This is a genomic window from Emticicia aquatica, assembly GCF_923079645.1.
In the GTDB taxonomy this organism is placed as follows: Bacteria; Bacteroidota; Bacteroidia; order Cytophagales; family Spirosomataceae; genus Emticicia; species Emticicia aquatica.
In genome coordinates this window covers 560,926-583,353 of sequence record NZ_CAKLPY010000001.1, presented here as the reverse complement: position 1 = coordinate 583,353, position 22,428 = coordinate 560,926, and the positions used below count along the sequence as shown (strand labels likewise).

Below are 22,428 nucleotides of genomic sequence, written 5' to 3'. Positions count from 1 at the left end.
TTTACAAGTGAATTGACCCCGTTAATAATGCCCCAATTGTCATTACAATCGTCGTTCCCCAAGCCCATCTAAAAATAAATCGCTGATGCTCACCCAAATCAACTTCGGCTAATCCGACCAACAAAAACGTAGAAGCTGTAAGTGGACTGATAGGAAAACCTACGGTCATTTGTCCTAATAAAGCAGCTCGACCAATTTCTAATGGGTCAATGCCAAATTGCGTAGCAGTTTGGCTCAAAATCGGAACAACGCCAAAATAATAAGCATCTGGTGTAAATAATATACTGGCAGGTAAGCTTGTAATTGCCGTAAGTGTCGGTAAAAGATTGGCATGATTTGAAGGAATTAAAGCTACTAAAGTGTTAGCCATTTCTTCAATCATTTTTGAACCAGTGAGGATTCCTGAAAAAATTCCTGCTGCAAAAATCATACTCGAAACCATAAAAATATTTGTTCCATGATTTTTCAAAACTTTTTGTTGCTCGGCAAGTTTTGGATAATTTATAAGCAGAGCAACCATGCTTGCCAATACAAATAATACTGGGGCAGGAATCCAACCTTTCATTAAGACGATTATTAAAAAAATAGTCAATAAAGCATTGAACCACAGCAATTTAGGTCGTCTCAAAAGGCTTTGTTCTTCTGTTAAATTCTCTTTATGATTGTATTGAAAATCAATTATCCCGAGTCGTTTTCTTTCTTTTTTGCCAAAAACATATGCTACAAACAACACCCATAAAACACCACCAATAATGGCTGGAATATTTGGGTTAAAAATATGAACGGCATCAGATTTTAAAGTTGAAATGGCTCTTGCCGATGTTCCCGACCAAGGTACTAAGTGCATCGGTCCAACACTCAAAGCAACGATTCCTGATAGTACCAAACGATTGATTTTCAATTGTTTATAGATTGGTAAAAATGCCGAAAGCACAATCATAAAGGTAGCTGTTCCATCGCCATCTAAATGCACAATCATCGTCAAAATTGCTGTTCCAACGATAACTTTCAAAGGGTCTCCTTTTACAGATTTAATGATGGCCGCAACCACTGGATCAAACAAACCAGCATCGAGCATTGTAGCAAAATACAGCACTGCAAACATGAGTAAAATGCCAGTTGGAGCTACTTGTTTGATACCCGTTATGGCAAATTCACCCAGTTCTTTTGGATTGAAACCAGCCAAAAGCCCAAAAACAAGTGGTGTAATAACCAAAGCTGTTATGACTGACAGCTTTTTAGTCATTATCAAAACCAAGAATATTAAAATAGTAGCGAAACCTAAAAGTGATAACATATTGTTTTGTTTTATTAGAACACTGATAAAGACTAATTTAGAAATCTACATTAGGGCATCTTTATTCTCATTTAATTTCATCGAAATATTTTTCCTGCTTTCAACAACTCATCGTATTTTTCAATGTACATTTTATCAAGTTTTTCGGAGTCTTTATATTTTATTCGAAGTGCCGCCAGTTTTTGGTGTAATTCAGCTTTTACTTTGGCATATTTTGGGTCGTTATAAACGTTTTTCATTTCGTTTTTGTCATTCATTCGGTCATATAATTCCCATTCATCCACATCATAATAAAAATGCACCAATTTGTATTTTTCTGTGACAATACCATAATGACGTTTCACCATGTGAACACTCGGATATTCGTAATAATGGTAGTAAGCGGCATCTCTAAAATGATTATCTTGTCCTTTAAAAATCGGAATTAAGCTTTCTCCTTGCATATCAGATGGAGGTTTGATACCCGCCGCTTCAAGAAAAGTTTGAGCAAAATCAAGGTTTTGAACCATTTTTGAGTTTTTTGTGCCTGCTTTTATCACATTAGGCCAGCGAACCAAAAGCGGTGTTTTGAATGATTCATCGAATATAAATCGTTTATCAAACCAACCGTGTTCGCCCAAATAAAATCCTTGGTCAGAAGTATAAACCACGATTGTATTTTCTTCTAAATTATTTTTTTTCAAGAAATCTAATACTTTTCCTACACCTTCATCAACCGAAGCTATACTACCTAAATAATCTTGCATATAACGTTGATAACGCCACTGCATTTTTTCTTTTTCGGTCATTGTTGGAAATTTTGCCATGAATTCTTCATTCATTTTTCCATAGGCCTCATCCCAAACTTTACGTTGTTCGGCATTCATTCTGCCAACAGTATAGTTATAGTTTCGTTTATCATAAGGATGTGATTCTTTAATACCTAATTTATCCATATTTTCAGGAAAAATCTTAGAATCTCCTGCCCAGTTCATGTGTGTAAGCAAATTCATTTCAGCTTCTTTGGAAGCTCTTCCTCGACCTTCATAGTTGTCAAATAAGGTGCTTGGTTCTGGAAAGGTTTTCTTCAAATATTCTTTAAAATGTCGTTCGGCGGGCAACCATTCACGGTGAGGAGCTTTGTGTAAATAAGCTAAAAAGAAAGGTTTTTCTTCCTCTCGCTCATTCTTCAACCAATTGAGCGTAATATCAGTAATAAGGTCAGTTACATAACCTGTAAGTTTCTTTTTCCCTTCTTTTTTAGTGATAATATCAGGGTTATAATAATCTCCTTGGTCGGGTAAAATCTGAAATTCATCAAATCCCTTCGGATTATTACCAAAATGCAGTTTCCCAAACATGGCTGTCTGATAACCATTCTTTTGAAGTATCTGAGGAAAAGTAATATTAGTAGTATCAAAAGGAAAATAATTGTCAATTTTACCATTGAGATGACTATGTTTTCCTGTCAAAATAACCGCTCTTGACGGGGCACAAATCGAATTTGTTACGCATGCATTCGTAAATAAAATCCCTTCTTTTGCAATTCGGTCAATATTTGGGGTTTGTGTAAGCCTTGTATCATAAGCCGAAATTGCTTGATAAGCATGGTCATCCGACATGATAAAGACAATATTTGGGCGTTTCGTTGCATGATGCTTTGGTTTGAAAGCAAAAAATCCAACCGCAACTAAGCTAATTGCAAGAAAACTCAAGATTATCTTTTTCATCTTTGTTAGGTTAAAAAGGTTTATTCTACTGTTACACCATTCTTTTTCAATACATTATGGAAGAAAAGCACATGATATGGAAGCGAATTTTCCCAATATGGCCAAGTATGAGCTCCTGGTCTTTCAGTATAATCATGAGCAATGTTGTTGTAAAGTAATCGGCTATGTAGTTCTCGATTAGCATCAATCAGGAAATCATCTACGCCGCAATCAATAATTATTGGCATGGCGTTTTTCTTGATAGCATCAACCATATTTACAATGGAATTTTTCACATAAACCTCCTGCGAAACATCAGAAGTGCCTAAAAGTTTTTCAAAACGGTCTTTCAATGACTTCGTGAAATCTGCGTTAACTTTAAATTTGGTATAATTCATGTCCATTGCTCCGCTCATTGTTCCTGCAGCACCAAATAAATCAGGGTGACGAGTTGAAAGATACATTGCTCCGTGTCCACCCATCGAAAGTCCAGTAATTACTCTTCCTTTATTGCTCTTCACGGTTCTGTAAGTAGCATCAATTTTTTGAATGACTTCCTTTGTAATGTATGTTTCAAACTTATTATTTTGGTCGAAAGGGCTGTCCATATACCAACCAAAGGTTTCTCCTTCAGGCATTACAATTATTAAATTGTATTTATCAGCAAGGTTTTTTACAAGATTTTTGTCGGGTGTAGAAGAAAGCCAATCACGAAAATGCCCCCCTCCTCCATGAAGTAGGTATAAAACTGGATAAGAAGCCTGATTTTTTGCGTATGAAGCGGGTAAAACCACTGCTGCTTTATAAGCTTTATTCATCGCTACACTCGGAATGTCCAAACTATCGACCGTTGAAGCATTAGAGTTGAAGCTAACAAAAAGGCAAGCAAATAAGCATATCAAATAAAAGTTTTTGATTGACATTGGAATTTAATTTTAGGGTTGAATATAAAAACTTGTTTGACTAAAATTTTAAATAATCATTAAAAAATGGCAATAAATCATTTAAAACTCGACCGTCGTTCGTCCAAATTTTATTGCCGTGGTCACCGATGTATTCTTCAGAAAAATGATTGATGCCTAAATTTTCTAATCTTTGACTCAACATTCCGATTTGTACAGGAAAACGTGGCGAATCATTTCTACCCCAATCAAGCTTTATGGCAGTCATTTTTCGAAGATTTTCGGCATACTTATCAACCATATAAACTGGCATATTTGCCTCCCATTTATCCAAAACTGACTGATTTACAATCATTTTATCACCTTCATAACTAAATGGAAAATCACAGAAAAACGGTGGTTTATTAGGATTTGGTGACCAGGCACGTGCCACCGCAACTAGCACTTTTGGATAATAGGTTTTCTTTAAATCTTCATGAGTTTTGACATTTTGTACTTCTCGATAGGAATTACTATTAGGGCCAAATTCTTTCACCATCGCCAATAAACCTGGACTTAATGCATAAATACTGCTGAAAACTTCTGGATGAAGCATCCCGATTTTAAAAGCTCCATAACCACCCATCGAATGCCCCGCAATACCACGGCTTTCACGAGTGGCAATCGTTCGGTAATTTTTGTCTATATGTTCCACCAATTCTTTGCTTTCAAACTCGTCCCAATTTCCAGTTAATGAGGAGTTTGAATAAAAACTTCCTTCAAAAAGTGTGTATTGGTCAGCTTGAACGAAGATAAATGGTCGAATTTTTTGCTTGCTGATTCCTGCATCTAAAATATTTTTCATTTGTGGAAAAATACTGTCTTTTCCCATAAAACCATGCAAATAGTAAATGACAGGAAAACGTTCATTGCTCGTTTCGTAATTGGGTGGAAGATAAACCGAAACTTTACGATTAGGGTTTTCACCACCAGTATTTTGTAGGGCTTTTGAGTTTAAAATAAAGCTTACAATTTTGCCTGATTGGGCAAAAGAAGTTTTTCCTAAGCACAATAATACAAAAAATAGAATAAGTTTTTTCATTATTTTTGTTGTTTTTGGTACACTAATGATGACTGATTTCAAAATCTAATTTGACAACTTTTTATTCGTATTCGGCTGATATTCAGATTAGTTTTCTTCAAAAATTTTCACACCCCACGCTTCAATATTTATCGTATTACTACCTGAAAAATCTTGATTTGATAATAATTCAGTACTTTTTCCGAAAGTATATTTAATCTGTTGGGGTACGGCCGAATAATTGAAAAAATAACGGATAGACTTACCTTGTTGGTTGATACCAGTTTTAGTAATAATCGGAAACGATAAAGCTTGGTCTGTTTTCCATAAATCAGCTTTTTGTAAAGCATCTTTTACAATTTTTTCGGTCAATGCAGCACTTGTCATACATCCGACATAAGTTGCCAAACCTTTTCCGAATTGATTTTGGGTGATTGCAGCATAATTTCCCCAAGCTTCATGGTCGTAATATGCCAAAACTTTAGCTGTTGTGGGTGTGATTAGCTCCATCCAAGTGTGAACTTTATTTTGATTTTCATCCACATGGTAAGGATTTCCTTTTAAAGAAACATCCTTTGGAATGGTAAATTGGCTGTAAGAAATCCCACACGCTTCGTTGATAATTCCTGGTTGAATGCTGCTTCTTACCTTCACATTTTCATCGGAAAAACCACTTTTAAAAGTATAAATCACGTGTCCACCATTTTTCACAAAAGCATTTAATTTATTAAGTAACTCATCCGAAGCGGCGTAAAGTGCGGGTACAACAATGAGTTTATATTGGCTAAAATCCTTCACCGATGGGTCAATAAAATCCGTTCCGACATTCATTTTGTAAAGAGCATCATAGTACGGTCGTAAAATATCATTGTAATTTTCTCTAGCACCCCAACCAAAACTAAAAGCATTAAATGCAGTAAGAGCTTCATTGCTGAAAAGCACTGCAACATCATTTTTTTTCTTCAAATTGACGAGTTTATTACTCAATCTTTCAAAATCTTTACCAATCGTTTTGGCTTCGTTATATGTTGGATTAGGTTCAAAATCGTGACTTAAAAGCCCTTTCCAATAAGTTTCTGCCGAGTTATGAATCGAGTGCCAATGCCAATATTCCAACATATTTGCTCCCGAAGCCAAATGACTAAATGCTTGTAAACGCAACTGATTTGGATACGGAACCCACTGTGGAAAACCTTGTGCTTCGGTTTCAATCACAAAATAGTTTTTTCCTCCTTTCATTGAGCGAGTAATATCTCCTCCTAACGAAATTTCGATGCCTGTCAAATTATCTTGCGTCGGATGATAAATATCAATTCCTGCAACATCTAAAGCTTTTGATGCATCAAAATGATTAACATCGGGTTGAATTCCGAACGAATATCCACGCCATTCTAAATCAAAATTTTGTGTTACAAATTGATTAGGTTTCGCATATTCTTTCACTATTTTGGTTTGCCAAGCTAAATAATCGGTCACTAATTTTCGCTGAAACTTAGAAAATTCGGCATTCAAACTAGCATTTATTGAGCCATTTGTCGAAGGAAAATCATCCCAATTATTGATTCGATTGCTCCAATAATCTAAGCCAAATGCTTTATTGATTGCATCTAAAGTTTTGAATTTTTCCTTCATATACAACACAAATGCTTGCTGCACATTATCACCAGCGGTATTGTAATGTTTGGTTTCATTATCAACTTGATAACCAATTATTGCAGGATGATTTTTGACATGTTCCATGATTTTACGAATCACTCGCTCGGCATGAAAACGGAAGTGTTCGTTCGTAATATCCATATTTTGACGAACGCCATATTGGTTTTTCCCTCTTGACGTTGTTGCCAAAACTTCAGGATATTTTTTGACCAACCATGTCGGAACTGCGTAAGTGGGTGTTCCAATAATGACCTTGATATTGGCTTTGTGCATGGCATCAAGCACTCGGTCAATATGAACAAAATTAAATACATTATCTTGTGGTTCAACGGTACTCCAAGTAGATTCTGCTATTCTGACTACGTTGATTCCAGCTTCTTTCATCATTGCCACATCTTTTTCGAGACGTTCATAAGGCATATATTCATCATAATATGCAACGCCAAAAAGCAGCTTGTCTTTGGAAGAATCTTGCCCAAAAGTGAGGTTATACAAAAACGAAAAGAATAGAAAAACAAGGTATTTTTTCATTATTGAGATTACATTATTTTTTAATCAATTTTAAGTTTTCCTTGAAAAAAACTATCATTTGTTCAAAGTATTTATCAATCAAAACGCCAGGCCCATGACCGCCATTTGGTATAATCACTAATTCACTTTTTACGCCTTCTTTTTGAAGTTTTTCGTATAACTTTTCACTTTGGCAATGTGGCACAAGTGGGTCTTTATCGCCATGAAAAATTAAAAAAGGCGGGTTGTTTTTATTGACATAAGAAATCGGATTTGCCAATGATGTTTTCTCTTTATTTTCTTGAATTGCTCCACCAATCAATGATGATTCGGGCGATTTTACATCATCGTGTTTCATGCTACTACCACACTTATCCATGAGCAAAAAATCTGTTGGCCCAAACCAATCAACTACAGCATTTACATGGCTACTGGTTTGAGTAAAAGTTCCTACATTACCTTCAATATCGACCGACAAACCATTAATTTTATCAGTTTTAGTCGAATTTGTTGTACCAGTGAGAGCCGATAAATGACCTCCAGAAGACCATCCTGTGATGCCAATAAACGAGTTATCCAACGAAAATTTGGCACTATTTGCTCTGATAAAACGAATCGCTGCTTTTACATCTTGAATTGTTGCAGGAAAAATTGCATCACTACTCGAACGATGATTGATGCTTACCACCGCAAAACCATTTTCCAATAATTTTTGTCCAAGTCCATCTTTAAAAGTATTACCTTTGGAAGAGTTTGAGAAAAAAGCACTTCCATAAATCGACACTACAATTGGAAAAGGTTCTTGCCCATGCTTAGGCAGATGAATGTCTAAGCGATGGCCAACAATGCCATCGCCTACATAATCAATATCTAACCAATATTTTGAAGATTCAATAGCCGTTTTGTTGGCATCAATTTCCTTGTTTTGGGCAAATGAACTCAATGAGGAAATCAATAAAATCGAAAATAAGATTTTTTTCATTTTGATTTTTTTAAGATTCTCCCCAAACTTTAATCGCAGTATTTACAACCAATTCCATTTTACGCCATTGGTCATCATGCGTCAAATCATTTCCGTGGTGAGTCGAAGAAAAGCCACATTGTGGACTTACGCACATATTTTCAAGTGGCATATATTGTGCAGCTTCATCAATACGTTTACACAAATCATCAATATTTTCTAATTCTCTTTTTTTAGAAGAAATAATACCTAAAACCACTCTTTTATTGTTAGGAACAAAGCGAAGTGGAGCAAAATCACCCGAACGCTCATCGTCATATTCCAAGAAATAGGCATCAACATTGATTGAATTAAACAATATTTCGGCCACAGGTTCGTAACCACCTTCGGCAAACCAAGTGCTGCGATAATTACCTCGACACAAGTGAATCCCAACTGTTAAATCTTTCGGACGTCCATCAATAACCGAATTGATTAGAGCAGCATAAGTTTTTGGCAATTCGTTCGGGTCTTCGCCTCGTTCAATGGCAGCAGCACGCATTTTGGGGTCACATAAATAAGCCAAGTTTGTATCATCTAATTGCAAATAACGTAGGCCATTTTGGTATAAATGGTCAATTTCTTCACGATATGCTTTCGATAAATCGTGAAAAAACTCATCCATATCAGGATAAGAATTTATATCAATTGACTTTCGTCCACCTCTAAAATGTACCATTGTAGGCGATGGAATAGAAACTTTTGGCGTTTGGGTTACGACCGATTTTAGGAAGTTAAAATCAGCCACTTGAATATCTTTTACGTGTTTTAGTTTGCCAGTTACACTCAATTTTGGTGGAGTAAAACCATCTTCAGCAGCTTTTGCATTTGGGTTTGCATCAATCCCTCCAGTGACGGTTACGCCATCTAATTCTTTCAAGAAATCAAGGTGGAAGTAATCACGGCGAAATTCTCCATCTGTGATTGATTTCATTCCCGTAGATTCGAGTTTTTTTACTGTTTCGGCAATGCCAATGTTTTCAATTTCACGTAGTTCTTCGGCAGAAATTAAACCGTTTTTCCATTTCAAACGATTTTCTTTTACTTCTGGCGTTCTTAATAAGCTACCAACGTGGTCGGCACGAAAAGGGAGTTTCATATTTTTAATTATAAAGGGTGAAAAGATTTTTATTAACTCAATTAAAAACAATGTAAAACACTACTAATGATTCATTGTAATCATTTCGCATTCATTCTAATTGCTCCATCTAGCCTAATTACTTCGCCGTTGAGCATCACGTTTTCGATGATGTGTTTTACTAAATTTGCATATTCAAATGGTTTTCCCAAACGAGGTGGAAAAGGCACTTGTTGACCGAGTGAATCTTGGGCTTCTTGCGGTAATGATGCCAAAAGTGGTGTTTCAAAAATACCTGGTGCAATCGTCATTACTCTGATTCCCATGCGAGCTAATTCTCTTGAAATTGGTAAAGTCATTGCTACGATTCCACCTTTTGAAGCCGAATAAGCCGCTTGTCCGATTTGACCATCGTATGCCGCAACTGATGCTGTATTGATAATTACACCTTTTTCTCCGCTTTCATTTGGTTGATTGTTTTGCATAACGTTTGTAGCCAATCGAATCACATTGAAAGTACCGATAAGGTTAATATTAATAACTTTTGAGAAAAAATCTAATGAATGTGGTCCGTTCTTACCTACAACTCTCATAGCAGGCCCAACACCAGCACAATTAGCAACACCATGAATTCCTGCAAAATGGCTTATGGTTATGTCTATTGCGTGTTGCACTTGTGCTTCGTTTGCCACATCAGTCTTTACAAACTTCACCTTTTGCCCCAATTCAACTTCGGCTTTTTCTCCTGCTTCGGCATTAACATCTAAAATAACTGCATTCCCGCCATTATCAACAATCATTTTCGCAGTTGCAAAGCCTAAACCTGATGCTCCACCAGTTACCAAAAATGTCTTATTTTCAATTATCATAGTTTTGATATGTTTATGAATAAAGTTGTTCAACTAAAGCAGCTCGATGTTTCAAAACTGCTCTTTGGTTGAGCGAACCTTTATCTGTAATTTCTCCTAAATCTATTGATGGCGGCTCTGTTGCAATAATTATTTTCGCAATTCGAGTCGAACTCCCTGTTGAATTAGCATTAAATTTTTCAAGCATTTCATCCAAAAAAACTTTTACTTTTGGGTGTAAAAAAGCTTCTTTATTGTTCAGATTTTCGCCAATCAAATTTCGACAAGCATCAGCATTTAAAAACAAAATTGCACCAATATATTCTTTATCCAAGCCTGCAATCACCACATCTTGTACAATTGGCGAGCCTGCCGAAATAATTTTTGCTTTCAAAACACCTACATTTACCCATGTTCCTGTTGAAAGCTTAAAATCTTCAGCAATTCTACCATCAAACACTAAACCTTTACTTGGCTCATTTTCATCGACAAATTTTACGGCATCGCCCGTTTTATAATAGCCTTCATCATCGAATGATTTGGCCGTTGCTTCTTCATTTCTCCAATAGCCTTTTGTTACATTTGGAGCTTTATAACGAGCCTCCATTTTGTCTCCATCTGGCACTAATTTCACTTCCATTCCTGCCACAGGAACGCCCAAAAGCCCCGAAAAACTACCTCCCCAACTCGCAAACATCGCAGAAGGGCCTGATTCTGTACAGCCTAAACCCGTAATGATAGGCACTTTTTCACCAATGGTTTCCATTGCCAACTCTTCTAAACGATTCCAAACTGGTTGAGCCAAACTAGCTCCTGCATAAAAGAATATATTTAGATTCTTGAAGAAATTTTGCCTTAACGCTGGCTCTCGTTCTAAATAAGGAATCAACATTTCAAAACCTTTTGGTACATTAAAATAAGCCGTTGGAGCAATTTCTCTTAAATTCTGAACGGTCATTTCAATGCCATTGGTCGTCGGCTTTCCTTCGTCTATATAAAGTGAACCACCATTATAAAGTGTCAATCCAAAATTATGATTCCCACCAAAAGTATGATTCCACGGCAACCAATCAATAAAAACTGGCGGTTTATGCTGCATAAACGGAAAAACCTGTGTGATTTGCTGTAAATTTGCACACCACATTTGATGCGTATTAATTACACCTTTTGGCAAACCTGTTGAACCCGAAGTGAATAAAATTTTCGCAACGTTTTCGCCCGTAATTTTTGAAAAAGCAATATCAACTTCATTGCTTGCTTCAAAATTTAATAATTCCAAAAAATCTGTTTCGATACTTTCTTCAACTGTTACGATTGTTATATTTGGAAATAATTCTTTGGCAAGATGAAGTGCTTTGGCATACATTTTTCCATTTTGAGCAAAAACAACCTTTGGCGTCATCAATTCCAAACAATGTTTCAACTTGCCAAAATCATTTGAAACCAACGAATATGGAGGCGAAATCGGTGTATAAGGAATTCCCACATGGAGAGCTGCCAAAGCCAACAATGCGTGTTCAACGCTATTATCAGATAAAATAACGAGTGTTTCTTCGCTCGAAAAGTTAAGATTAAGCAAATATTGAGCAATCTTTTTTACTTTACTCAATGTCTCTTTATACGTTAATGTTTCCCAAGATTCATCTATTTTATTTCGTCGAGCAATGAATATTTTGTCGGGTGTTTGTTCAGCCCAATAAATTAATTTTTCAGTTATTTTTTCAGGAAAATCGCCTAATTGTTGTTCTAGTTTAAGCAAAATCGACCCGTCTGCACGAACAGTTTTTTTTGTAGAAATTGGGCCGAAATGTGTATTTTTGAACATCCTTATTTTTAATTTTGGTTTGGTTGCTTATTTTAGTCAACATAGGTCAAATTTACTCGCCAACTTTTTTCGCTCTACCTTCCAAAAAATCGTTGAGTCGTTTTTTTGCTTCTGGAGATGACGATGAAATGGTGGCTATTAAAGATTCCATCATTAAGCCTTCTGTTTGACCTGAGTCAACAATTCTTGGTAAAACATGCATCAAAGCATAGTTAGTAGTTTCTGCATTTTGAGCGATTTTTTTTGCTAATTCAATACCTTTTTCCAAACCATTTCCTTCCGAAGCCAAATATTGAGAAAAGCCCATCAAGATTCCTTCTTCTGCCGAAATAACTCTTCCTGTAAACATCATATCGGCCATACGAGCCATTCCAATCAATTTTGGTAATCGTACTGACGCACCACCACCCACAAAAATCCCTCTTTGTCCTTCTGGTAAAGCATAAAAAGTACTCTGTTCAGCCACACGAATATGACAAGCCGAAGCAATTTCCAAACCACCACCCACGCAAGCACCGTGCAGCACCGCCACTACTGGTACAGTTCCGAATTGTATTTTTTCTAAAGCTCGATGCCACATTCGTGAGTGATGCAAACCTTCAATAATATTTCTTTCTTTCAATTCAGAAAGGTCAAGTCCAGCACTAAAATGTTGTCCTTCACCATAAATAATTGCACATTTCACACCTGCTGGAATCGTCGAAAAAACGGATTCAATACCCAAAACGAGTTCGTCATTGATAGCATTTCTTTTTTCTGGGCGATTGATTTTAACCAAAAGAATCTCGTCTTTTTGTTCAACTATTAGTGATGCAGGAGTTTTCATTTGAGTTTTAAAAGTGTAATTTAAAGTGAAATGGTATTTTGTTTCATATCTTCAATGGCATTTCGGTAGGGTTTCAAAGACAAATAACTTAGTAGAAATGCTAATCCACCACCAATAATGTAAAGCAACACCAATGAATATCGAATCATATTTTCGTCTTTGAAAACAAAATCAGTAAATAATGCTACCGAAGTTGGCCCCAAACCAATACCAATTAAATTGATGATAAAAAGTAAAATAGAAGACGCCAGAGCTCTCACTTGATTAGGCATAATTTCTTGTAAAGCGGCTGTGGCTGCTCCAAACGGAGCGGATAATGCAAAAACTGGCACTGAAATCGCTATTAAAACCAATTCTGCCTTAGGTAAAAGTGGAATAAAACAAGAAATGAGAGCCAAAAATCCGCTCAAAACTCCTACCCTTAAACGTCCGTCAGTTTTACCTTCTTTTGTTAGTTTATCGGCATACCAACCGCCAAACATGACACCCAAAACCGAAGAAATAACTACAACGGCTCCATAAAAAGCCCCCGCTCGAGGTACTTCCCAGCCATACGTTCGGGCGACAAAAGTTGGAACCCAAGCATTGCAACCGTAATTAATTAAGGCTTGAAAAGCAATGGTAAAACAAATTAATAAATAGGCTTTTTTGTATTTAAAAATAATTTTTAATGATTCTGATAGCGAAAGTTTAACCGAATTGCCATCTACTTGGAGCATATTTTTGCGGGTTGGCTCTTTGATTGTGAAAAGTAAAAGTGCGATGACTAATCCTGGTAAGCCTACGTACAAGAAAATTAATTGCCATGGGAAAATTTCGCCTAAAATCGGTACAGTAACCATTCCTTCGGTTGGTAAACTGGCCACGATTCCCGAACCAATGAGTGTTGCCAAGCCCGAACCCAAAAACACTCCCATCGAAAAAACACTCATAGCAGTAGCCAAACGATTTTTAGGAAACATATCGGCAATCATCGAATATGCCGACGGTGAAAGTGTTGATTCGCCAACGCCAACGCCCATTCGAGCCATAAAAAACTGGAAATATGAAACTGCTCCCGCACAAAGCGAAGTCATTGCTGACCAAACAGTTATACCTACCATTATAATGTTTCTTCTGCTTTTTCGGTCGGCTAAACGACCAATAAACATTCCAAAAAGTGTATAAAAAATTGCAAAACTTAGCCCCATTAAAAGGCTCATTTCGGTGTCGCTCAGATGTAAATCTCTTTTTATTGGCTTTACCAATAAACTCAATATTTGACGGTCAATAAATGACGAAATATTGGCAAGCGTCAGAATAAAGACAGCGTACCAAGACGTTTTTAAATTCATAAGTTTAGGGTTGAATAGTATTTTGGAACGAATATTAAAGCACTTTCCAGACTTGAATTGTTACATTATCAGGATTTCTGATGCCTTTACAGATAAAAATGGCATTATTCATCCACTCGTATTTTCCTGCAGGTGCTTCAAATTTTGGTACTGCTCTGAAATAATATTCATTGGCAGAAACAATTTCTCCTCTACCGATTCGAGCGGCAACTTCGGGCGTTGCAACTCGCAAACCTGTATTTTTGATATAAATAATTACGCCATCGTCGGTTTTAATTTGGTAATGAGCCTCCAATTCGGCAACACCATCTTTTCTGACAATTTGCCAATCTGCTCCACCATCCAAAATTTCACCTTTCATTTTTGGGCCTTCAAAAGAGCCACCAACAATCGGAATAATTCTGCGAAGACCGTGCGGAGTTTCGCCAACTACAAAAGGAGCTTTTAGCTTTACTTTTAGTTCACAAACAAATTCTAAAGCGGGTGCTACTGCCTCAGTTGTACTTTGGGCATAAAGATTCATTGAAAATAATAAGGCTGAGAATAAAAATAATTTTTTCATATAGAACTAGGTTGACTTGAAAATTTATGTTACTTGATTGAGCAATTAAATTATTTTTTTCTAATATGTTGTTCGCTCAATCAAAAAACTTAATTTTTCTGATTGAGCGATTGCACGTCAAAACCAGCAATTTGTTTATATCTGCTCATGATTGTTTCTAATTCTTGGTGCGGAATTTGGTCTTCAGTAAATCCTTCTGGGAAACGGTCTTCCATCAAATCCATGATTTCATCTGGGCCTTTTTGTCGATTTTGTAAAACAACTTTTGCCGTAGCTGGCACTCTTTCTTTATCATATCGTAGCAAAGCTGCATCAATATCTGCTTCCTCCACAATGGCATTTACGAGTGCATCTGCATCTAAAATAGCCTGAGAAGCACCATTTGAACCGATTGGATACATGGGATGTGCGGCATCACCCAAAAGTGTTACTCTTCCGAAAGTCCATTGTGGCAATGGGTCACGGTCTGACATCGGAAACTCATAAATTGCTTCCGATTTATCAATCATATCATGCACATTGAGCCAATCGAATTGCCATTTTTTGTAAATTTCCAATAATCTTTTCTTATCCGAACGTTTATTCCAATCTCTTTCAAGAAAACCCATCCGGTCATTTTCTTTCAAATTGCCAACCCAATTAATCAATTGATCCCCATTCTCATCTAATTTTGGCCCAATTGGATAGACAACCATTTTTTGGCGTAAATGCCCAATCATTGCCATTGATGCACCAGTAAGGAACGGTTTCATCAATGACGTACCACGATAAAGCACATTTTGTGAAAATTTTGGTGGACCTTCATTTGGATACAATTGTTTTCTAACCACCGAATTGATACCATCAGCTCCAATTAAAAAATCGCCCTCTTCCGTAAATATTTGATTATCAGCATTTTTATTTGTAAAATGAGCTACAACTTTTTCGCCAATTTGCTCAAAACTTTGTAAGTGGTGACTTGTTTTGATATTTTCTTCTCCAATAATTTTTTGGGTTTCTTCAAACAAAAGCATTTGAAATTCGCCACGATGAATCGAAAATTGTTGCCATTTGTAGCCAGCAAATCGTCCACGAGGTTCTTCCCAAAATTTCTTTCCAAATTTATCAAAATACACTAAATCTTGTGTTTCTACTGCTATTTTCCCAATTTTAGGCTCTAAACCTAAATTTGTAAGTACCCTAACGCAATGCGGAAGTAAGTTGATACCAACCCCCAAAGGCTTTATTTCGCTAACTGATTCAAAAACTTTGACTTCAATTCCGATTTTATGTAAGCAAAGAGCGGTTGTGAGTCCGCCAATTCCACCACCAACAATAATTACTTTCATTCCAAAAAAATATATTTCCCTCAAAAATCTAAAATATTCTTTATTTTATCTAATATTTATTTTTAATATTGTCATTAGAAAAACTTATTGAAGAATGGAATTAAGACAATTAAAGTATTTTGTTGGCGTGGCAGACGAATTGCACTTTGGAAGGGCTTCCGAGAAACTGTACGTTTCGCAACCCGCTTTAAGTCAGCAGATACATTTATTGGAAGATGAAATCGGTATTGAATTGTTTAGTCGAGTGAAACGCACACAGCAGCGGAAAGTTGAATTGACCGAAGCAGGGAGCGTATTTTTAATTGAAGCAAAAAATATTTTACAACTTGCCGACAAAGCTATCGAAACTGCTCGAAGAATAGGATTACAGCAAAAAGTAATAAAATTGGGTGTTTATCGAATGATGATTAGAACCCGAATTTTGGAAATTATCAGGATTTTTTCAGAGAACTTTCCTGATATTGAATTAAAACTAGTTGAATTACCCACATTTTTGGCTGTTCAAGATGGACTTTTCGATGAAACAATTGACATCGGAATTACACTTTTACCATTAAAATACAACCAATTGACCGAAACACCTTTCAAAACTGGTTATTTAAAAGTCATGCTTTCCGAAAACCACCCATTGGCAAAAGAAGAAAATCTTCGATTAGAACAACTCAAAAACGAAAAATGGATTGAAATCAATAAATCTATTCATACCGTTTTTGAAGACATCGAACGAATGTGTAAAAATGCAGGTTTTAGCCGAGAATCATTCATCGTTCAAGAAGTTTCATCGATTGAATTATTGGGCGGCTTGGTGAGTTTGGGCGTTGGAATAGCCTTTGTGCCATCGTTTTATGACGCCAGCCGTGTACAAGGTGTGGTTTGCAAAGAAATCGTTAATGTCGACGGTTCGCCATACAAAGAAGTATCAATCAAACAAGCCATTTGCTACAAAACAAGTACAAGCACGCCAACAATCCAAGCATTAACTACATTGGTGAAAGATTTGTAATGACTTATTTTTCTAAAAAATTGCCGTCGATGTATTTTGAAGAATACATCGACGGCAAAAAATCTTAAAAAACTTAAAATTATTTCTTCTGAAATTCGCCAGTCGCACGAATCGCAATTTCGTCTCCAACCATCACGGTTGCTAATTTTCCACCAATACCAAAATCACTTCTTTTGATTGTTGTTGTTGCTTTAATTCCTATTTGTGGAGTTTTGTTTCTTGGGTCTGGATGAGCCATTGGGCCGTTCATCGTTACATCTAACGTGATTGGTTTCGTTACACCTTTGATAGTCATATCTCCAAGCATTTTATATTTATTTCCAGCTATTTTAGTAAAAGAAGTGCTTTTAAAAGTAATGGCAGGAAATTTTTCTACATTAAACATATCTTCACTTTTGAGATGATTATCACGCATTTCGAGGTCAGTATTAATACTTGCTGACTCTATTGAAATTTCAAAAACAGCATCTGATAAATCATCTTTTGCAGTCGTTATTTTACCATCAAATTTCTTAAAATAGCCATCCACTTCCGATAAACCATGATGCTCGGCGATGAATGCAAATTTTGTGTGACCTTTGTCGATTGACCATTGGGCAAAAGAAAGACTTGAAATGAAAATAAATGCAAAAATTAAACTAGTTTTTTTCATGATTAGAAAGATAAAATTAAGGGTTTAATAAAAATTATAAAGTAACTGTACTTATTTTGATGCTATTTTTTTTGTTTGCCTGCTTCACTTCATACGCTATAAGTAACTGATTATCAATCACTAAGCCAGACGAGTTTGTACCATTGCTAGAGCCGTTTACCCAATTTGTTTCCGAAACTTTATCATTATTGATTTTTCTGAATGCAATTTGAGAAACATTGTTTTCGCCTTTGTTTTGTTCCCATAGCATAACTGAGGCTTTTGGTGCTTCCAATAGATACGCATTTTTTGCAGAAACGTCGCTCAGAACAAAAAGTTTTTTGCCTTCTTGCGTAACTAATCTCAATCCTGATTCTGTTTCTGCCCCCGAAAACCATACAATTAATGCACTTTTGCCGTAGGTACTCGAAATTGCACCGCTGTGTGGGCAACCATTAATTTTCCATTGGTCGTTGTGTAAAATTTGCGGTTTTGAAAATGTTTCAGCATTGTCTGTTGAAGTCATTTTTGCCATATCACGAATGTTGTCGTTATTATCACGATAATACACATTCAACGCACCATTTGCATCTAATAAAAGGCTTATTGGGCAACAGTCACAGACCACTGGGTCAATTACTCTTTCAGGTTGAAACACACCATTTTTAGTAATTACAAGTCGTAAATCCCTTTCTTCAAACTTTTTGCTATTGGCTACATCTTTCAGATATGCCACGGCTACTTCATCATTAGCCATCAAAGCGGCATCAAAAAAACCTCTAACAATTCCTTGAGTTGGGTCGGCATCAACTGATTTTGGACTTGTCCAAGTTGAACCGCCATCTTTTGAAACACAATAAACAATATCTGCCGAACGAGAACTACCCCTCCCCGATTGGCTTGGGGCAGCATCTGAGCGATTTGAGAAAACTGCAACCAAACTACCATCTTTTTTTGCAAGCACTTTGGCACGCATCATTCTGCTATTGGATATGCCTTTTCCTGAATAAATAGTTTTCTTTTCTGCGAAAGATTTACCTTTATCACTCGAAAAAGCCACACAAAAAGAAGTATTTCCTTGTTCATCTTTTTCGGTCCAAGAAAGCATTAAATCGCCTTTTGGTGTTTGAGTAAGCAAGGGCATTGTATAAGCTTTTGTAGAGTCATTTTCAAACGAATTAAAATCATTATCCAAAATTTTTCTTAGATTTTGATTTGCCTCCTCATTTGGCATTGACACGCAAAGAGTCATTTCAGCAGGTTGATGAGTCGTTTTTATTGAGCTAAAATTTGCCCAAAGACTCAACAATAATAGTGGTAGCGTGAAAATCAATTTTATCATTTTAGTATTTGTTCAGTAACTAATTGTTGTTTTATAACGCCAAAATTAGTTATTGAGAATGAATGTTTTTTAGTAATTATACACATCCATTAAAATACTCGACCGATGGGTTTAATTCTTTCAGTTTGTCGATAACTCGGCAGTTTTTATCGACAAATTCGGTTCGCCTCTCTCTTTGAATCATTTGAAATATTATCGACAAACTAAACAAAAATATCTCAAAATCATCATCAAATCATTTGATTCTAAACAGCTTTTTAAGATACTTTTCTAAGTTAAAACGCTTGATTCTACATTTTTCACAATTTCCAATAATTATTTCTTATTAAAAACTCAAGAAACAAATATTGGACTTTTTTATTAAAAAAAATGATTTTTGCAAGTAAATAAATTGATAACCAAGAATTATGATTTTAGAAATTGCAACTTTAGATATCAAAGAAGGAAGCCAAGAAGCTTTAAAAGAGGCTTTTCAAGCAGCTAAACTCGTCGTTTCACAGTCGAAAGGCTTTATTAGCGTCGAATTACACCAATGTATTGAAGTGTCAACCAAATTTAATGTTTTTATTTATTGGGAAACACTCGAAGACCACACAATTGGCTTTCGCCAATCACCTTTATTTATTGAGTGGAGGGCTATTTTGTCGCCTTTTTTCCAAAATCCACCTGTTGCCGAACATTTTAATTTAATTTGATTTACTACAATGAAACGTATCATAAAAGAAGCAATTGCTTTGTTTGAAGCCGAATCGAACGACAAGAAAGTTAGAGAAACTGTTGAAAACCTTTTGAACGAAATTAAGATGGGTGGCGATGCTGCCGTAAGGTCAATTTCAGAAAAATTGGACAATTGGTCGCCCGAAAGCTTTAAATTATCCAATGAACAAATTGAATCAATCATCAATACTCTGCCCGAACAAGTCATTGAAGACATTAAGTTTGCCCAAACGCAAATAAGAAATTTTGCCACGCATCAAAAAAATGCTCTAAAAGATATTGAAGTTGAAACTCTTCCTGGTGTTTTCTTGGGTCATCGCAATATTCCCGTAAATAGTGTCGGCTGTTATGTGCCAGGAGGTCGATATCCGATGGTTGCTTCTGCTCACATGAGCGTCTTAACCGCCAAAGTTGCAGGTGTAAAACGAGTGATTGCTTGTACGCCGCCCATTAAAGGAGAAATTCCAGCGGCAACAGTTGCAGCCATGCACTTGGCGGGAGCGGACGAAATTTACTTGCTTGGTGGCGTACAAGCCATTGCAGCAATGGCTTTGGGAACAGAAACAATTGAATCGGTTGATATGATTGTTGGCCCTGGAAATGCCTACGTTGCGGAAGCTAAAAGACAATTATTTGGCAAAATTGGTATTGATTTACTGGCTGGGCCAACTGAAACCTTAGTTATTGCCGACGATACAAGCGACGCTGAAATTTGTGCAACTGATTTACTTGGACAAGCAGAACACGGCCCAACTTCACCTGCTATTTTGTTGACAAATTCGGAGCAGCTAGCTTACGAAACTATCAAAGAAGTAGAGCGTCAATTAACGGTTTTACCAACTGCAGATATTGCCAGTGTTTCTTGGAGAGATTATGGACAAGTTATTTTGGTTGACAGTATCGACGAAATGGTTGCTGAAGCTGACTTGATTGCTAGCGAACACGTACAGGTAATGACGGCCAATCCTCGTTATTTTCTTGAAAAAATGACCAATTTTGGAGCATTATTTCTCGGAAAATACACTAACGTGGCTTATGGCGATAAAGTTATTGGCACAAATCATACGCTTCCAACCAAGCACGGTGCTAAATATACGGGCGGTTTATGGGTTGGGAAATTCATGAAGACCTGCACTTATCAAGAAGTCAGAACACCCGAAGCTAGTGCATTAATTGGTGAATATTGCTCAAGACTTTGTGCCATTGAAAATTTTGCTGGGCATAAAGAACAAGCAGATATAAGAGTAAGACGCTATAAAAAAACGATATGAAAACTGTATTAGTTACGGGTGGTGCAGGCGAAATTGGCTCGGCCATTTGCCAAAAATTTGCACAAAATGGTTATGATGTAATCATTACTTACAATTCAAATGCACAAAAAGCCGAAGAGCTTTTGAAAAAATTACCCAATGGCAATCATTCAATTTTTCATGCACCAACAACCGACGCTCAAAAAGTTGCCGAATTGCAAGAGTTTGTTACAAAAAAGTATGGAAAAATAGATGTTTTAGTTAATAATGCAGGCATCACAACACCCGTTCCGCACGATAATTTGGATGCTTTGACCGACGAATGGATTGACAAAATCATGCAAACAAATTTTCGTGGAACGTTTGCCATGACACGTGCTTTCAAAGATTTATTGACTAAATCAAGTGAAGAGACCGCTCTCATTGTAAATATTTCTTCGATTGCAGGTATTTATGGCATCGGGTCGAATGTAGCTTATTGTGCCTCAAAAGCCGCTATTGATTCAATGACTCGGTCGCTTGGTCGAGCTTTAGCCCCAAAAATTAGGGTTGTGTCGGTTTCACCAGGTTTTGTGGAAGGCGAATATACCAAGAATTTTGACCCCGTTTTCTTGAAAAATCAAATGGATAATACGCCTCTTCAGCGGTTTGCTTTAGGAAAAGATGTAGCAAATGCGGTATTTTCGGTAGCGACTCAACTTACTTTTTCTACTGGAAATATTATTACTGTTGATGGTGGAAGACTTTTAAAGTAATAAATAATAATAAGCACTAAAAATTAAAAAAAACCTTATTATAAGGAGAACGATTATATGAAAATAATAGATTTATCTGTAACAATTTCAGAGGAAATAAAAGAACCGCTTCCAACTAAAATTGTGTATGAAGACCACAAAGAAGGAGCAAAAAAAATGGGAGGAAAACTCTTTGAAGGCATTGCAGGAGAAGTTTTTATTAATGGAAATGGCCCTGCTGGCGAATTTTTGACAGTAACAAGTCACTGCGGAACGCACGTAGACGCACCGTACCATTATTATCCAACTTGCGAAGGAAAACCTTCTCGCACGATTGATGAAATGCCTTTGGATTGGTTTTTTCACGATGGCGTTGTTTTGGATTTTACCGATAAACCTGACGGCTACATGTTTGAACCCGAAGATTTGATAGAAAAATTAGCGGCCATTAATTATACTTTAAAACCCTTCGATATTGTCTTGATTCGTTGTGATGCTGACAAAAGGATTCATGATGATGATTTTGTAAAAATTCACGTAGGAGCTTCGGCAAAAGCAACGCATTGGCTCATCGACCAAGGCATCAAAGTCATGGGAACAGATGGCTGGGGTTGGGATATTCCACTGCACATTCAAGCTGCAGATTATAAAGCTAATCCGAGAGACGGCGTTATTTGGCAAGCACATTATGTAGGTATTGAAAAAGAATATTGTCAGATTGAAAAATTAGCTAATTTGGAGCAATTGCCTCCTTTTGGGTTTAAAGTAGCTTGTTTTCCTGCAAAAATCAAAGGTGCAAGTGCAGGATGGACAAGAGCCGTAGCAATTATTGAATAA

The 22,428-nt window shown here is 36.4% G+C and carries 20 protein-coding genes; 5 read left to right on the top strand and 15 right to left on the bottom strand.

The annotated features are described in order from the left end of the window. Position 1: 1 nt before the first annotated feature. The 13 genes from MJQ71_RS02475 to MJQ71_RS02415 all read right to left on the bottom strand — a co-directional run bounded on the left by MJQ71_RS02475 (position 2) and on the right by MJQ71_RS02415 (position 15,914). Positions 2-1,297 carry a CitMHS family transporter gene (locus tag MJQ71_RS02475; protein WP_238804140.1) on the bottom strand — a complete coding sequence of 432 codons (1,296 nt, stop codon included), beginning with the start codon at positions 1,295-1,297 and terminating at the stop codon, positions 2-4. 77 nt (positions 1,298-1,374) lie between these two features. Then, positions 1,375-3,006, bottom strand: a complete 1,632-nt coding sequence (locus tag MJQ71_RS02470) for a sulfatase family protein (RefSeq protein WP_238804139.1) — start codon at positions 3,004-3,006, stop codon at positions 1,375-1,377. Positions 3,007-3,026: 20 nt separating this feature from the next. Further along, positions 3,027-3,908: an alpha/beta hydrolase gene (locus MJQ71_RS02465; protein ID WP_238804138.1), complete on the bottom strand. Its 882-nt coding sequence runs from the start codon at positions 3,906-3,908 to the stop codon at positions 3,027-3,029. Positions 3,909-3,948: 40 nt separating this feature from the next. Further along, the gene (locus MJQ71_RS02460; RefSeq protein WP_238804137.1) at positions 3,949-4,968 is read right to left on the bottom strand and encodes an alpha/beta hydrolase; all 1,020 of its coding nucleotides are present in this window, start codon (positions 4,966-4,968) and stop codon (positions 3,949-3,951) included. An 87-nt stretch (positions 4,969-5,055) separates the two neighbouring features. Continuing rightward, positions 5,056-7,134, bottom strand: coding sequence for a beta-galactosidase (locus MJQ71_RS02455; RefSeq protein ID WP_238804136.1), 2,079 nt, complete (start codon positions 7,132-7,134; stop codon positions 5,056-5,058). Between the two features lie 13 nt (positions 7,135-7,147). Further along, a complete protein-coding gene (locus MJQ71_RS02450) occupies positions 7,148-8,095 on the bottom strand; it encodes an alpha/beta hydrolase (protein ID WP_238804135.1) in 948 nt (315 codons plus the stop codon). A gap of 10 nt (positions 8,096-8,105) precedes the next feature. Continuing rightward, positions 8,106-9,212, bottom strand: coding sequence for a 5-methyltetrahydropteroyltriglutamate--homocysteine S-methyltransferase (locus MJQ71_RS02445; protein WP_238804134.1), 1,107 nt, complete (start codon positions 9,210-9,212; stop codon positions 8,106-8,108). An 80-nt stretch (positions 9,213-9,292) separates the two neighbouring features. Further along, positions 9,293-10,060 (bottom strand): 3-hydroxyacyl-CoA dehydrogenase, encoded by a 768-nt coding sequence (locus tag MJQ71_RS02440; RefSeq protein WP_238804133.1) that lies wholly within the window; start codon positions 10,058-10,060, stop codon positions 9,293-9,295. A gap of 13 nt (positions 10,061-10,073) precedes the next feature. Continuing rightward, entirely contained in the window at positions 10,074-11,864 is a 1,791-nt protein-coding gene (locus MJQ71_RS02435; protein WP_238804132.1) for a feruloyl-CoA synthase, read from the bottom strand. Between the two features lie 52 nt (positions 11,865-11,916). Further along, positions 11,917-12,690 (bottom strand): crotonase/enoyl-CoA hydratase family protein, encoded by a 774-nt coding sequence (locus tag MJQ71_RS02430; RefSeq protein ID WP_238804131.1) that lies wholly within the window; start codon positions 12,688-12,690, stop codon positions 11,917-11,919. A 20-nt stretch (positions 12,691-12,710) separates the two neighbouring features. Then, positions 12,711-14,024 carry a spinster family MFS transporter gene (locus MJQ71_RS02425; RefSeq protein WP_238804130.1) on the bottom strand — a complete coding sequence of 438 codons (1,314 nt, stop codon included), beginning with the start codon at positions 14,022-14,024 and terminating at the stop codon, positions 12,711-12,713. Between the two features lie 34 nt (positions 14,025-14,058). After that, positions 14,059-14,586, bottom strand: coding sequence for a DUF3237 domain-containing protein (locus MJQ71_RS02420; RefSeq protein ID WP_238804129.1), 528 nt, complete (start codon positions 14,584-14,586; stop codon positions 14,059-14,061). Positions 14,587-14,675: 89 nt separating this feature from the next. Continuing rightward, on the bottom strand, positions 14,676-15,914 hold the full coding sequence (locus tag MJQ71_RS02415) for a flavin-dependent oxidoreductase (RefSeq protein ID WP_238804128.1): 1,239 nt from the start codon (positions 15,912-15,914) through the stop codon (positions 14,676-14,678). Between the two features lie 94 nt (positions 15,915-16,008). Between MJQ71_RS02415 and MJQ71_RS02410 the strand changes: the two genes are divergently transcribed. Then, positions 16,009-16,917, top strand: a complete 909-nt coding sequence (locus tag MJQ71_RS02410) for a LysR family transcriptional regulator (protein WP_238804127.1) — start codon at positions 16,009-16,011, stop codon at positions 16,915-16,917. Between the two features lie 79 nt (positions 16,918-16,996). Here the strand turns inward: MJQ71_RS02410 and MJQ71_RS02405 are convergent, their stop codons facing one another. Further along, positions 16,997-17,569 (bottom strand): YceI family protein, encoded by a 573-nt coding sequence (locus MJQ71_RS02405; protein WP_238804126.1) that lies wholly within the window; start codon positions 17,567-17,569, stop codon positions 16,997-16,999. Positions 17,570-17,603: 34 nt separating this feature from the next. After that, positions 17,604-18,890 carry a sialidase family protein gene (locus MJQ71_RS02400; RefSeq protein WP_238804125.1) on the bottom strand — a complete coding sequence of 429 codons (1,287 nt, stop codon included), beginning with the start codon at positions 18,888-18,890 and terminating at the stop codon, positions 17,604-17,606. A 407-nt stretch (positions 18,891-19,297) separates the two neighbouring features. Here MJQ71_RS02400 and MJQ71_RS02395 point away from each other — a divergent pair, with 407 nt between their 5' ends. The 4 genes from MJQ71_RS02395 to MJQ71_RS02380 are packed head-to-tail and all read left to right on the top strand — an operon-like array spanning position 19,298 to position 22,428. Further along, positions 19,298-19,585, top strand: a complete 288-nt coding sequence (locus MJQ71_RS02395) for an antibiotic biosynthesis monooxygenase family protein (protein ID WP_238804124.1) — start codon at positions 19,298-19,300, stop codon at positions 19,583-19,585. A 9-nt stretch (positions 19,586-19,594) separates the two neighbouring features. After that, positions 19,595-20,878 (top strand): histidinol dehydrogenase, encoded by a 1,284-nt coding sequence (gene hisD / locus MJQ71_RS02390; RefSeq protein WP_238804123.1) that lies wholly within the window; start codon positions 19,595-19,597, stop codon positions 20,876-20,878. Then, positions 20,875-21,612, top strand: coding sequence for an SDR family NAD(P)-dependent oxidoreductase (locus MJQ71_RS02385; protein WP_238804122.1), 738 nt, complete (start codon positions 20,875-20,877; stop codon positions 21,610-21,612). Before hisD ends, MJQ71_RS02385 begins: the two co-directional genes overlap by 4 nt. A 57-nt stretch (positions 21,613-21,669) precedes the next feature. Beyond that, the gene (locus MJQ71_RS02380) at positions 21,670-22,428 is read left to right on the top strand and encodes a cyclase family protein (protein ID WP_238804121.1); all 759 of its coding nucleotides are present in this window, start codon (positions 21,670-21,672) and stop codon (positions 22,426-22,428) included.